The following is a 12241-nucleotide window of genomic DNA, read 5'->3' on the forward strand; positions in this document are numbered from 1 at the left end:
GGCGTGCACGCCCCCGGTGAGCGCCCCGGGGGCGTGTCCGGTGGCCCGTCGTCGGCGGCCGAGCGCGGCCCGGGCGGCATGCTCCTCGGCGGCCTGTCTAGCGGCCAGGTAGGCCTGTACGGCCGCCATGCCGTAGACGGGCTGGATGAGCTGGTGGCCCTTGAAGAAGGGCCTGGCCGGGGCGAACCCGGCGGCGACCACGAGGTCGCGGATCTCTGCTATCTCGGCCTCACTGCGGGCGGTGAAGCGGACCTCCCAGCCCTTCTTGTACGTATGCCCCTTCTCGCCGCTGCGGCGGGCGGGGTCCGGGCGGCGGACGTATCCGGGCAGACGGCCGAGGCGGAGCTGGGCCGCGCGGAGGCCGGCGGTCTCGTCACGTGACATGACGTAAGCCTAGGCAATCCCCGGGGCGGGATTGACGCCTTGGGGGTCCCTCGCCGTATGCCTTTGATCACTCTGGGTCAGGCGACCAGGTCGGCGATCGTTTTCGATCACATATGACAACCTGATGAGCGTCAATTACTCCAAATGAGTGAGGGTATGAGGACTTTAGTGCGGGCTGATCCCGGTTTCGCGACGGTTGGGTAACAGTGCGTCAGGGTCTCGGTCGCGGGTCCGGACGGTTGGGGATGGTGTCGGCATGAGCTACCGGATTCCGTCGCCGCCGCCGTCCCTGGAGGAGCTGGCGAAGCGTCAACAGAACGTCGTCACCGCGAGCCAGCTGCGCGCCCGGGGCGTGCCGGCCCGGATCATCACCGAGCACTGCCGCCGGGGCGGCCCCTGGCGGCGGGTGCTGCCCCGGGTCTACCTGCTGCAGTCCGCCGAGCCCACCCCGGAGCAGCGGATGTGGGCCGCGCTGCTGTACGCCGCGCAGAACGGCCGGGAGGAGGGCCGCCGGGAGGGGGCGGTGATCACCGGTACGGCCGCGCTGGCGCTGTACGGCTTCACGGTTGTGCCCCGGCTGCCGGCGGTGACCGGGGTGGACGTCCTGGTGCCCCGGCAGCGCCGGCTGAAGGACGTCGGCGAGGTGCGGATCCGGCGTACCGAACGGGAGTTGGTGGCCCGCTCGGTGCACGGCCTGGCCTGTGCGCCGGTGGCCCGGGCGGTCGCCGACGCGCTGGTCGAGTGGACGGCGGAGCCGGGTGGCGCGGCGCCGGTGCGCGAGGTGCTGCGGGAGGCCGTCGCCCTGCCCGGGAACCGCTGCACGGTACGGGAGTTGGTGTCCGAGCTGACAGACTCGGGGCTGACCTGCGAGCCGCGGGTGCGGGCCGCCCTGGACGAACTGCTGGCCGTCGAGCGGGACTTGGCGCTGGAGCGGATCGGCCGCCTGGTGGACGAGCGGCTGCTGCCCGCCCCGCTGAACGCCCCCGAGCTGCGGATGCGAGGCGGCACGTACATCGCCGTCCCGGACCTCTACTGGCCGGAGCGGGGCGTCGCGGTGGAGGTGGACTCGGAGCTGCGCAGCGTGAGCGAGGGCGAGGCCGCCTGGGTGCGCGGCGGGCAGCACCGGATGGAGTACCTGGGCATCCGGGTGGTGTACGTCTGCGGGGCCGCGCTGGCCGCCGACCCGGACGCGGTCGGCGGCGAACTGCGCGAGGCGTACCGGGTCGGCGGGACGGACGTGGTGGAGCTGCTGGTGGTCTGAGCGGGCGACGCCGCCGACCGGAACCCGCCGGCCGCACCCACAACACGCCTGCACAGCACGCCCGCACGGCACGCCCCCCGAATGCCGTTACGAACGGACCACCGGCGCGCCGACCAGCTCGACCCCGGCCGCCCGCAGCTCCGCCAGCGCGGCGGCGGTGGTCTCCGGGTTCACCCCGGCGGTGAGGTCCAGCAGCACGCGGGTGGTGAAGCCCGCCCGGGCGGCGTCCAGCGCGGTCGCCCGGACGCAGTGGTCGGTGGCGATGCCGACCACGTCGACCTGGTCGACCTGCCGCTCGCGCAGCCACTCCACCGGACCGCGGTTGTTCTCGTCCAGCCCCTCGAAGCCGCTGTACGCCGCCGAGTGGGCGCCCTTGTCGAAGACCGCCTCGACCGCGCCGGAGATGACGGCGGGCGCGAAGTTGGGGTGGAAGCCCACGCCCTCGGTGCTGGCCACGCAGTGCGGCGGCCAGCTGTCGACGTAGTCCGGCTCGGCGGAGAAGTGGTCGCCCGGGTCGATGTGGTGGTCGCGGGTGGCGAGGATGTGCCGGTAGCCGGGGGAGGACTCGGTGATCAGGTCGGTGATGGCGGCGGCCACCTCGGCGCCGCCGGCGACGGCCAGGCTGCCGCCCTCGCAGAAGTCGTTCTGCACGTCGACGACGATCAGTGCCCGGTGCATGACTCGCATCCTCGGATCTCGGGGGCCCGCGGGAGGCGGCGCCCCGGTGGGGGAGCCCTCGGGAGTACGCGGCCCGGCCGTGCCGGGCGCGGGGGGTACTCGGGGAGCTCCGGGGGAACTCGGGGAACTCTACGGCTGACTCTAGGGAGTGGCGCCCGGGGGCGGAAGCCCCGGGGCCGGTCCGGGACATCCCGTCCGCGGGGGCGGGAGTCCCGGGGCCGGTCCGGTGGTCCGGCCCCGGGTTCCGGTCAGCGGCCGGGGCCGGCCGGCAGGACCAGTTCGGTCGGCAGCACCGGGTCGCCCTTGGACAGCTGGGTGGCCGACAGCGGCAGCGCGGCGCGGGCGCGCACGTGCCGGTCGCGGGCGGCGCTGAGCGGTTCCCGGCCGACGGTCTCGCCGCCCAGGACCAGCGGCACCTGCGTCAGGTGCGGGCGCAGGTAGTCCGGGACGGGGCCGGTGCCGACCACCTCGGCCTCGGCGACGCCGTCGGCGTCGGGCCGGCGGGCCGCCCACTTGCGGCCGCCGATGCTGGTCTTGCCGCCGGCCGCGCGCTTGGCGACCGGGATCAGCGGCCCGCCGTCGGTCTCGGCCCGGGCGACCAGCTTGTAGACCATCGCGCAGGTCGGGTGCCCGCTGCCGGTGACCAGGCTGGTGCCGACGCCGTAGCCGTCGACCGGGGCGGCGGCCAGGGCGGCGATCGCGTACTCGTCGAGGTCCGAGGTGACGATGATCCTGGTCCGGTCGGCGCCGAGGTCGTCCAGCTGGCGGCGGACCCGGTGGGCCAGCAGGGTGAGGTCGCCGGAGTCGATCCGGACGGCGCCCAGGTCGGGGCCGGCCACCTCGACCGCGGTGCGCACGGCCTCGCGCAGGTCGAAGGTGTCGACCAGCAGGGTGGTGCCCTTGCCCATGGAGGCGATCTGCGCCTTGAAGGCGTCCCGCTCGCTGTCGTGCACCAGGGTGAAGGCGTGGGCGGCGGTGCCGGTGGTCGGGATGCCGTGGGTGAAGCCGGCCTCCAGGTCGGAGGTGGCGGCGAAGCCGGCCACGTAGGCGGCCCGGGCGGCGGAGACGGCGGCGTGCTCGTGGGCCCGGCGGGCGCCCATCTCGATCACCGGGCGGCCGCCGGCGGCGGCGGTCATCCGGGAGGCGGCGGCCGCGATGGCCGAGTCGTGGTTGAGGATCGAGAGGATCACCGTCTCCAGGATCACGGCCTCGGCGAAGGTGCCCTCGACGGTGAGCAGGGGGGAGCCGGGGAAGTAGACCTCGCCCTCGGGGTAGCCGTGGATGTCGCCGCGGAAGCGGTAGTCGGCGAGGAAGCGCAGGGTTTCCTCGTCGACCACGCCCTGGTCGGCCAGCCAGTCCAGCTGGGGCGAGGTGAAGCGGAAGTTCTCGACGGCGTCCAGCACCCGGCCGGTGCCGGCCATGACGCCGTAGCGGCGGCCGCTCGGCAGGCGGCGGGTGAACACCTCGAAGACGGAGCTGCGGTGCGCGGCCCCGCTGCGCAGGGCGGCCTGCAGCATGGTGAGCTCGTAGCGGTCGGTGAGCAGGGCGGTCGAAGCGGCCGCTCGCACGGAAGTGGCGTCCATACGGATGATGCTACTACCACTTAGCGTCAGAGTGACGATTTCTCGTCGAGCGTGCCGGGGCGGAATCGCCCGGGTGTCCCCCGGATGGCAGCATGGGGCATGAGTGGTTACGGACGACTGTGCAGCGAGGAGGACCGGGGTGAGCGTCGCGCCCGTGGAGATCGAGCGCCCGGAGGTCGAGGGGGTGCCGGTGACCGAGCCGGACACGCCCTGGGTGACCATCGTGCACAACGACCCGGTCAATCTGATGAGCTACGTCCAGTACGTCTTCCAGGCCTACTTCGGCTACCCGAAGGACAAGGCCCGGAAGCTGATGATGGACGTCCACACCAAGGGCCGGGCGGTGGTCTCCAGCGGTTCCCGCGAGGAGATGGAGCGCGACGTCCAGGCGATGCACGGCTACGGCCTCTGGGCGACGCTGCAGCACGACTGATGCCGGGCCTACTGACGCCGGGCCGACTGACGCCGAGCCGACTGACACCGGGCCGACCGGCGCCGGCCGTACGACCGAAGACGACGAAGACGGGCTGACCGATACAGATGGCTGGGTTGTTCGAGAGCGCCGGCAGTGGTGGCGCGGCGATCGCGCTGGACGAGTGGGAGGCCTCCATCCTGCGCTCGCTGGAAGTGCAGGTGCTGGAGCTGATCGGCCCCGGTCCGGGCGGGGAGGGCGACGACCCGCTGGCCGCGCTGTTCGCCGAGGGCCCGACCGAGGCGCCCGCCGACCCGGTGCTGGCCCGGTTCTTCCCGGACGCCTACAGCGACCCGGAGGAGCCGGCGGACGAGGAGGCCGAGGTCGCGTCCGGGGAGTTCCGCCGCTTCACCGAGCTGGACCTGCGGGCCCGCAAGCGGGATGACGCGCTGTTCGTCGTCCGGGCGCTGGACGGGCTCGGCGGCGGCGGGGTGCTCAAGCTGGCCGCGCCGGACTGCCTGCGCTGGCTGGGCGCGCTGAACGACCTGCGGCTGGCCGTCGGCGTCCGGCTGGAGGTCACCGAGGACGACGAGGACGGCCTCTACGAGCTGCCCGACGACGACGAGCGCAAGCCGCTGGTGATGGCGTACCTGTGGCTGGGCGCGCTGCAGGAGTCGCTGTTGGAGGCGATGGCGGACTGACCTGCGCGGACCGCTCTGCGCGGACCGCTCTGCGTGGACCGCTCCGCGGGGGTAGCCGTATACGCACCGTGTCGCACGGATCGCCCTGCGGGGTCGATCCTGCCCGATTCCGGGCAAGCCCCGGCCGTTTTGTCCAGAATATGGACGATCAGCCGGGGCTTTTCCCATCAAAATGGGACAGAACATACCAGGTCATGCTCAAATAACGCTCAGATGGACGCCGCTATCCGAACCCTGCGTGGTACGACTTCTCCACCCCCGAGACCGACCAGGACGGTGCACAGTGGCCGAGAAGTTGTACGACGAAAGGGTCGATACTCCACCGGATGCGGAGGGCTACGAGCGCGGGCTCGGCAGCCGCCAGATCCAGATGATCGCGATCGGCGGTGCGATCGGCACCGGTCTGTTCCTCGGCGCGGGCACCGCGATCTCCCGCTCCGGTCCCAGCCTGATCCTCTCCTATGCCGTCGCCGGCCTGGTGATCTTCGTGATCATGCGGGCGCTCGGTGAACTGCTCACCTACCGCCCGGTCTCCGGCAGCTTCGCCGAGTACGCCCGGGAGTTCCTCGGTCCCTTCGCCGGCTACGTGACCGGCTGGACGTACTGGCTGTTCTGGGTCGTCACCGGCATGGCGGAGACCACCGCCGCCGCCGTCTACGTGCGGTTCTGGGCGCCCGGCATACCGCAGTGGGCCAGCGCGCTGACCTTCCTGGTCCTGCTCTACGCGGCCAACCTGATCTCGGTGAAGCTGTTCGGCGAGATCGAGTTCTGGTTCTCCATGGTCAAGGTCACCGCCATCATCGGCATGATCCTGATCGGCGTCGGCGTGCTGACCCTGGGCTTCAGCAAGGCCGGTGACACCGCGTCACTCGGCCACCTCTGGCAGGACGGCGGCTTCTTCCCCGAGGGCATCGGCTCCACCGTGATGACCCTTCAGATCGTCATGTTCGCCTACCTGGGCGTCGAACTCGTCGGCGTCACCGCGGGCGAGAGCGAGAACCCCGAGAAGACCCTGCCGCGGGCCATCAACACCCTGCCGTGGCGGATCATGCTGTTCTACATCGGCGCCCTGGTGGTCATCCTCTCGCTCGTGCCGTGGACCGAATTCCGGCCCGGCGTCAGCCCGTTCGTCGCCGCCTTCGGCAAGATCGGCATCCCGGCGGCGGCCGGCATCATCAACTTCGTGGTGCTCACCGCCGCGCTCTCCTCCTGCAACTCCGGGATGTACTCCACCGGCCGCATGCTGCGCGACCTCGCGCTGCGCGGGCAGGCCCCGGGACGGCTCACCAGGCTCAACTCCCGCCGCACCCCGGCCTTCGCGATCACCGTCTCCTGTCTGCTGATGGGCATCGGCGTGGTGCTCAACGGCGTCGTCCCGGCGCGGGCGTTCGAGTACATCACCTCGGTCGCCACGGTCTGCGGCCTGTGGACCTGGGCGATGATCCTGATCTCCCAGATCCGCTACCGCCGGGCCTGGCGGGCCGGCCACCTGCCGCCGCCCACCTTCAAGGCGCCCGGCGGCACCTGGGTCAGCGGGGCCGCGCTCGCCTTCCTCGCGGTGGTCGTGGTGCTGATCGCGCTGGACCGGGAGAACCGGATCTCGCTGTTCGTCTTCCCGGTCTGGGCCCTGCTGCTGGTCGGTGGCTACCAGGTGCTCAAGCGCCGCGACCCGCAGGCCGTCCTCGGCGCCGCGCCGGACGGGGCGCCCGCCCCCACCGGGAACGCCCCCACCGGGAACGCCCCCACCGGGAACACCCCCACCGGGAACACCCCCACCGGGAACACCCTCGACGGGAACGTGGACGCCCGCTGACCGAGCCTCGGACACCCGGCGGACGGCCGCCGGGGCGTGGCTATCCTGACCGCATGCTGACCATCACCCGAGAACTCCGCGACCGGATCGTGGCCCACGCCCGCGCCGACCACCCGGACGAGGCCTGCGGCGTGGTCGCCGGACCGGCCGGCAGCGGCCGGCCCGAGCGGTTCGTCCCGATGCTCAACGCGGCCCGCTCGCCCACCTTCTACGAGTTCGACTCGGGCGACCTGCTCAAGCTCTACCGCGAGATGGACGACCGGGACGAGGAGCCGGTGATCGTCTACCACTCCCACACCGCCACCGAGGCCTACCCCTCGCGCACCGACGTGAGCTACGCCTCCGAGCCGTTCGCCCACTACGTCCTGGTCTCCACCGCCGAGGGCAACGGCGAGGAGGACCCCTACCAGTTCCGCTCGTTCCGCATCGTGGACGGCGAGATCACAGAGGAAGACGTGCAGGTCGTCGAGGCCTACCAGGTGTGACCGGTACCGGCGCGGACCCGGCCCGCCGACCCCTTCGAGGGGGCGGCGGGCCGTCGTCGTCTCAGCCCTGGGAACGGGAACATCCGGATCCCGAGACGGGCATGTCTAAGCGAGCCCGGGAATCTATACGATGAGCCCATGCGTTCCGTCGATGTGAGCACCCAGGCCCCGGGCACCCGCCTCGTGGCGCGCCTGCACATCGACCTGTGCCGGCACGCCGGTGCGATCTGTCCCGGCACGCCCGCGCGCTCGCGCTGAGAGCCGCTTCACCACCTCACCCGGGCCCGCCGCCCCGCGGCGACGCCGGGCCCCGGGCGCCCGCCCCGCCGCGTCCGCCGCGGCCCACCCACTCCACGACTCGCACAGGAGCGCACCCATGGCCATCGAGGTCCGCATCCCGACCATCCTCCGCACCTACACCGACGGCGCCAAGGCCGTCGAGGGCAACGGCAGCAACCTCGGGGAACTCTTCACCGACCTCGACGCCCGCCACCCGGGCATCGCCGCCCGCCTGGTCGAGGGCGGCGAGCTGCGCCGCTTCGTCAACGTCTACCTGAACGACGAGGACGTCCGCTTCCTGGAGGGCATCTCCACCGCCCTCGCCGACGGCGACAGCGTCACCATCCTGCCCGCCGTGGCCGGCGGCGCCCGCTAGCGTTGACCGGTTCCCCCGTCGCCACGGCGGGGGAACCATCCCTCTCCCCCCTCACCGCCGTGGCCGGAGGCCTCCCTTGCGTTACGACAGTCCGCTCGAAGCCGTCGGCAACACCCCGCTGGTCCGCCTGCCGCGGCTGTCCGCCGCCGTCCCCGGCAACGCCGACGGCCTGGTGACCCTCTGGGCCAAGCTGGAGGACCGCAACCCCACCGGATCGATCAAGGACCGCCCGGCCCTGCACATGATCGAGCGCGCCGAGGCCGACGGCCGGCTCACCCCCGGCTGCACCGTCCTGGAGCCCACCAGCGGCAACACCGGCATCTCGCTGGCCATGGCCGCCAAGCTCAAGGGCTACCGGATGGTCTGCGTGATGCCCGAGAACACCAGCGAGGAGCGGCGCGAGCTGCTGCGCATGTGGGGCGCCGAGATCATCCCGTCCCCGGCCGCCGGCGGCTCCAACACCGCCGTCCGGATGGCCAAGGAGATCGCCGCCGAGCACCCCGACTGGGTCATGCTCTACCAGTACGGCAACCCCGACAACGCCGGTGCCCACTACACCGGCACCGGCCCCGAGATCCTCGCCGACCTGCCGACCGTCACCCACTTCGTGGCCGGCCTCGGCACCACCGGCACCCTGATGGGCGTCGGCCGCTACCTGCGCGAGAAGGTCCCCGGCGTGAGGATCGTCGCCGCCGAGCCGCGCTACGACGACCTGGTGTACGGGCTGCGCAACCTGGACGAGGGCTTCGTCCCCGAGCTGTACGACGCCGAGGTGCTCACCACCCGGTTCTCGGTCGGCTCCGCGGACGCCGTCCGCCGCACCCGTGAACTCCTCCAGCAGGAGGGCATCTTCGCGGGCGTCTCGACCGGCGCCATCCTGCACGCGGCGATCGGCGTCGGCCGCAAGGCGGCGGCGGCCGGCGAGCGCGCGGACATCGTCTTCGTGGTCGCGGACGGCGGCTGGAAGTACCTCTCCACCGGCATCTACACCGCCGAGTCCACCGAGGCCGCGGTCGAGGCGCTGCAGGGCCAGCTCTGGGCGTAGGGCCTATCCGCCCTGCGACACCTTCCGCGCCCGGGCCCAGACCTGCCGGTCCACCGTGCCGGCCCGGCGGCGGAAGTCCGCCAGCGGCACCTCGCGCAGCTCGTCGGTCTCCAGCCAGCTGGCCCGGCCCTGCCGGTCGCCCACCACGCCGGGCGGCAGCGGCAGCACGCCCGGGCGCTCCGCGTGGTGCTTGCTGGTGATCTTCGCGACGGTGGCGGTCCGGCCGTGCACCCGCAGCACCAGGCACGGGCGGTCCTTGGCACCGGGGCCGTCCTCGAACGGCACCAGCGCCCACCAGACCTCCTGCGGCCGCGGGCCGGCCCCCGTCCGCGGTCGCGGACCGGTCGGCCCGGACGGACGCGGCGCCGGACGGGTGCGCCGCACCAGCGCCGCCGCGGCGGCGGCCAGCAGCGCGACGCCCAGCAGCGACAGGACGAGCCAGGTAGCGGTCATGCCGTTCATGCGGCGAACCGTACCGGGTCGGGGATGAACGCCACCACCGCGACGGCCGGGCACCCGTCCGGGCATTTGTCCGCGCATTGCTCCCGGTTCGTCACGGAACTGCCACAATGCCCGTTCTGCGCCCGGAGCCCCGGCCGTCCCGGCAAGGCTGCGTCACGAACGTCCGCCCCCGTCCCCCGGAGGTGCCCCGTGGCCCGTGGCCCCGAGCTGTGGTCCTACGCCGAGATCGCCCGCCACATCAACGTCCGGCGCGAGACCGTCCGCAGCTACCGGAGGCACCGGCTGCTGCCCGATCCGGACGTGATCGACGGCAGCGGCCACCCGCGGTGGTACCCGTTCACCATCCGCAGCTGGGCCCGCAACCGGCCCCGCCGCCGCTGATCCCCCGGCCCGTCAACCGCCCGCGCCCCCGCCCCGGGCGTTCTGGTGATTCCGCCCACAGCCCGGCACGGGGACGGGGGCAAAGTGCCGCTCCGCCCTTACCCTCGACACACCAACGCAGTGCTACCGGCCGGTCCACCGGGCCCGGCCTGCCGTTTTCCATGCTGTTTTCCACGCTGTGCCCGTGGAGGACGGCGATGCCGTTTTCCAGCAGCAGCCAGGATGTGTCGGGGCGGAGGGGCTCGGATGAAACTGACCGTGGTGGGGTGCTCGGGGAGCTTCCCGGCCGCCGACTCGCCCTGCTCCAGCTACCTGGTCGAGGCCGAGGGCTACCGCGTCGTCCTCGACCTCGGCAACGGAGCCCTCGGCGCCCTCCAGAAGTACACCGGCCTCTACGACGTCGACGCCGTCCTGCTCAGCCACCTGCACGCCGACCACTGCGTCGACCTGTGCGCCTACTGGGTGGCCCGCAACTACCGCGCCGAGGGCTGCCCCGAACTGCTGCCCGTGTACGGCCCGGCCGGCACCGCCGAGCGGCTCGCCCGCGCCTACGACATGCCGGAGAACCCCGGCATGAAGGAGGTGTTCGAGTTCCGCACCCTCACCCCCGGCGGCTTCCGGCTCGGCCCGTTCCGGATCGACGTCGCCCAGGTCAACCACCCCGTCGACGCCTTCGCCTTCCGGCTGGAGCACGACGGCCGCTCGCTGGTCTACAGCGGGGACACCGGCGAGAGCGCCGAACTCGTCGAACTCGCCCGCGACACCGACCTCTTCCTCTGCGAGGCCGCGTACATCGACGGGCGCGACACCTACCAGGCCGTCCACCTCAACGGCCGCGAGGCCGGCGAGCACGCCGCCGTGGCCCGCGCCCGCCGGCTCGTCCTGACCCACATCCCCCCGTGGACCGACGCCGAGCACAACCGGCGGGACGCCGCGGCGGCCTACCCCGGGCCGGTCGAGGTCGCCCGGGCCGGCGCGGTGTACGAGGTCTGAGAGCGGGCCGGCGAGGTGTACGAGGTCTGAGAGCGGGCCGGCGAGGCCTGAGAGTGGGCCGGCGAGGTCGGGCGGGATTCCCGGAAAAATGCTTCGGGACGACCCGCAACCTCCGCGCCCCCCGCACGTCCTTGTGAGTGAGCGGCGGGAAACGCCGCCGGAACGGCCGGCCCGTCGGGCACGGACGCGATCACACTACTCATCAGGCCCGCTTCGTGCTGCCCGGATCCGGTCGTACCGGTCCGGGACGGATATCCAGGGGGAAATCCCATGCGCAAGACCAACCGTGCCCTGAACCGGGCCCGCCGGCTCACCCCGGCGCTGGCGCTGACCGCCGCGCTGCTCGCCGGCGGCGCCGTGACCGCGGCCCCGGCCTTCGCCGCCGCCGGGCCGCTCAGCCTCACCGTGCACACCCCGGCGGTGGTCGGCTTCGCGGGCGGGCCGGTCGAGTTCACCGAACACCTCGGCAACCCGGGTGACCAGGGCACCTCCGTCGTGCTGGACTTCGAGATCGAGAGCGACCTCGGGACGCCGCCGAACGCCCTGAGCCTCGACTACTTCAGCGAGCTGACCGGCGGCTGGCTGCCGGTGGAGCTGACGGAGCGCCCCGGGGCGGACAAGGTGGTCAACGCGGGCGGCACCGGCAAGGTCGTGGTCCCGGCGGGCGGCACGGACGTCCGGCTGCGGCTCGGCGTGCCGATGGGCAGGCCCCACGACGGGGCCACCAACGGCGGCACCGGCCCGAGCCTCACCTTCCGCACCGGCGTCAAGGGCTGGTCGCAGGACTCCCCGGTCGAGCCGCCGCTCACCGACAGCCACGTGGTCAAGGTGGAGGGGATCAGCAACGGCGTGTCCGGGGTCCCGGCCGAGGTCGTCGCGGGCGGCGAGCCCGTCGAGTTCGACGCGGTGCTCTCGAACCCGACGCCGTCCGCCTACACCAACCTCGGCAACGTGCTGTTCACCGACCGCCTCGCCAAGGTCGAGGTCCGCGGCGCCGACGGGAAGTGGACCACCGTGCCGGGCGTCACGGCCCCGGCGGAGCCCGTGGCGGGCCACTACCTGGACGGTCGCAACTCCTCGGCGGCGCCCCAGAGTTCGACCACCCGGCGGGTCCGGGTCAGCTACCCCGCCGACAGCCCGCTGGGCAGGACGGCGCTGAACCCCTGCGTGTTCGTCAACGAGGGCGAGGAGATGCCCTTCCGGGGCACCACCATGTGCTCGCAGGGCGCCACCACCGAGGTCGTCGCCCCCGCGCCGAAGCCCTCCCCGACCGGCACCCACAAGGCCGGCGAGCCCTCGACCGGGCCGTCCGGCTCCGACGGCTCGCGGCCGAAGCCGGACGGCGGCGCGGGCGTCGCCCAGCCGGCCGGCGACACCACCACGGCGCC

At 72.9% G+C, this 12241-nt stretch carries 15 protein-coding genes; 11 read left to right on the plus strand and 4 right to left on the minus strand.

The window, feature by feature from the left end; all coding sequences use genetic code 11:
* The coding region (locus AE652_RS22405) for a hypothetical protein (protein WP_049654307.1) at window positions 1-384 on the minus strand (384 nt) is incomplete at its 3' end.
* Between the two features lie 256 nt (window positions 385-640).
* On the opposite strand from AE652_RS22405, the gene AE652_RS22410 reads away from it, so the two are divergent.
* A complete protein-coding gene (locus tag AE652_RS22410) occupies window positions 641-1645 on the plus strand; it encodes a hypothetical protein (RefSeq protein ID WP_049654308.1) in 1005 nt (334 codons plus the stop codon).
* Window positions 1646-1732: 87 nt separating this feature from the next.
* Here the strand turns inward: AE652_RS22410 and AE652_RS22415 are convergent, their stop codons facing one another.
* Together AE652_RS22415 and AE652_RS22420 are read right to left on the minus strand one after the other, a co-directional pair.
* A complete protein-coding gene (locus AE652_RS22415) occupies window positions 1733-2323 on the minus strand; it encodes an isochorismatase family protein (RefSeq protein WP_049654309.1) in 591 nt (196 codons plus the stop codon).
* A 248-nt stretch (window positions 2324-2571) separates the two neighbouring features.
* A complete protein-coding gene (locus AE652_RS22420) occupies window positions 2572-3906 on the minus strand; it encodes a nicotinate phosphoribosyltransferase (protein ID WP_049654311.1) in 1335 nt (444 codons plus the stop codon).
* A gap of 139 nt (window positions 3907-4045) precedes the next feature.
* On the opposite strand from AE652_RS22420, the gene clpS reads away from it, so the two are divergent.
* The 7 genes from clpS (at window position 4046) to AE652_RS22450 (ending at window position 9017) form a co-directional block, all read left to right on the plus strand.
* Window positions 4046-4339, plus strand: a complete 294-nt coding sequence (gene clpS / locus AE652_RS22425) for an ATP-dependent Clp protease adapter ClpS (protein ID WP_049654313.1) — start codon at window positions 4046-4048, stop codon at window positions 4337-4339.
* Window positions 4340-4446: 107 nt separating this feature from the next.
* A complete protein-coding gene (locus AE652_RS22430) occupies window positions 4447-5019 on the plus strand; it encodes a DUF2017 domain-containing protein (protein WP_049654316.1) in 573 nt (190 codons plus the stop codon).
* A 283-nt stretch (window positions 5020-5302) separates the two neighbouring features.
* Window positions 5303-6832, plus strand: a complete 1530-nt coding sequence (locus tag AE652_RS22435) for an amino acid permease (RefSeq protein WP_234348485.1) — start codon at window positions 5303-5305, stop codon at window positions 6830-6832.
* A gap of 53 nt (window positions 6833-6885) precedes the next feature.
* Complete coding sequence (locus AE652_RS22440) at window positions 6886-7317, plus strand: Mov34/MPN/PAD-1 family protein (RefSeq protein WP_049654318.1); 432 nt, start codon at window positions 6886-6888, stop codon at window positions 7315-7317.
* Window positions 7318-7455: 138 nt separating this feature from the next.
* On the plus strand, window positions 7456-7575 hold the full coding sequence (locus AE652_RS49510; RefSeq protein ID WP_310593142.1) for a putative leader peptide: 120 nt from the start codon (window positions 7456-7458) through the stop codon (window positions 7573-7575).
* A 118-nt stretch (window positions 7576-7693) separates the two neighbouring features.
* On the plus strand, window positions 7694-7972 hold the full coding sequence (locus AE652_RS22445) for a MoaD/ThiS family protein (protein WP_030242903.1): 279 nt from the start codon (window positions 7694-7696) through the stop codon (window positions 7970-7972).
* Window positions 7973-8048: 76 nt separating this feature from the next.
* A complete protein-coding gene (locus AE652_RS22450) occupies window positions 8049-9017 on the plus strand; it encodes a PLP-dependent cysteine synthase family protein (RefSeq protein WP_049654320.1) in 969 nt (322 codons plus the stop codon).
* A gap of 3 nt (window positions 9018-9020) precedes the next feature.
* On the opposite strand, the gene AE652_RS22455 is transcribed toward AE652_RS22450, so the two are convergent.
* Window positions 9021-9470, minus strand: a complete 450-nt coding sequence (locus AE652_RS22455; RefSeq protein WP_049654330.1) for a type II toxin-antitoxin system PemK/MazF family toxin — start codon at window positions 9468-9470, stop codon at window positions 9021-9023.
* A 198-nt stretch (window positions 9471-9668) separates the two neighbouring features.
* Between AE652_RS22455 and AE652_RS22460 the strand changes: the two genes are divergently transcribed.
* The 3 genes from AE652_RS22460 to AE652_RS22470 form a co-directional block, all read left to right on the plus strand.
* Window positions 9669-9860 carry a MarR family transcriptional regulator gene (locus AE652_RS22460; RefSeq protein ID WP_079272642.1) on the plus strand — a complete coding sequence of 64 codons (192 nt, stop codon included), beginning with the start codon at window positions 9669-9671 and terminating at the stop codon, window positions 9858-9860.
* Window positions 9861-10106: 246 nt separating this feature from the next.
* Entirely contained in the window at window positions 10107-10853 is a 747-nt protein-coding gene (locus AE652_RS22465; protein WP_049654322.1) for an MBL fold metallo-hydrolase, read from the plus strand.
* A 270-nt stretch (window positions 10854-11123) separates the two neighbouring features.
* On the plus strand, window positions 11124-12241 hold a 1118-nt coding region (locus AE652_RS22470; RefSeq protein ID WP_049654324.1), incomplete at its 3' end, for a hypothetical protein.

The sequence above is a fragment of the Kitasatospora sp. MY 5-36 genome (assembly GCF_001182915.1).
Lineage (GTDB): Bacteria > Actinomycetota > Actinomycetes > Streptomycetales > Streptomycetaceae > Kitasatospora.

Bases quoted from the DNA above. Each gene is read 5' to 3' on its own strand.
- AE652_RS22415 (WP_049654309.1), bottom strand. From the start codon at position 2,323: ATGCACCGGGCACTGATCGTCGTCGACGTGCAGAACGACTTCTGCGAG.
- AE652_RS22430 (WP_049654316.1), top strand. From the start codon at position 4,447: ATGGCTGGGTTGTTCGAGAGCGCCGGCAGTGGTGGCGCGGCGATCGCG.
- AE652_RS22445 (WP_030242903.1), top strand. From the start codon at position 7,694: ATGGCCATCGAGGTCCGCATCCCGACCATCCTCCGCACCTACACCGAC.
- AE652_RS22440 (WP_049654318.1), top strand. From the start codon at position 6,886: ATGCTGACCATCACCCGAGAACTCCGCGACCGGATCGTGGCCCACGCC.
- AE652_RS22465 (WP_049654322.1), top strand. From the start codon at position 10,107: ATGAAACTGACCGTGGTGGGGTGCTCGGGGAGCTTCCCGGCCGCCGAC.
- AE652_RS22410 (WP_049654308.1), top strand. From the start codon at position 641: ATGAGCTACCGGATTCCGTCGCCGCCGCCGTCCCTGGAGGAGCTGGCG.
- AE652_RS22455 (WP_049654330.1), bottom strand. From the start codon at position 9,470: ATGACCGCTACCTGGCTCGTCCTGTCGCTGCTGGGCGTCGCGCTGCTG.
- AE652_RS22420 (WP_049654311.1), bottom strand. From the start codon at position 3,906: ATGGACGCCACTTCCGTGCGAGCGGCCGCTTCGACCGCCCTGCTCACC.
- AE652_RS49510 (WP_310593142.1), top strand. From the start codon at position 7,456: ATGCGTTCCGTCGATGTGAGCACCCAGGCCCCGGGCACCCGCCTCGTG.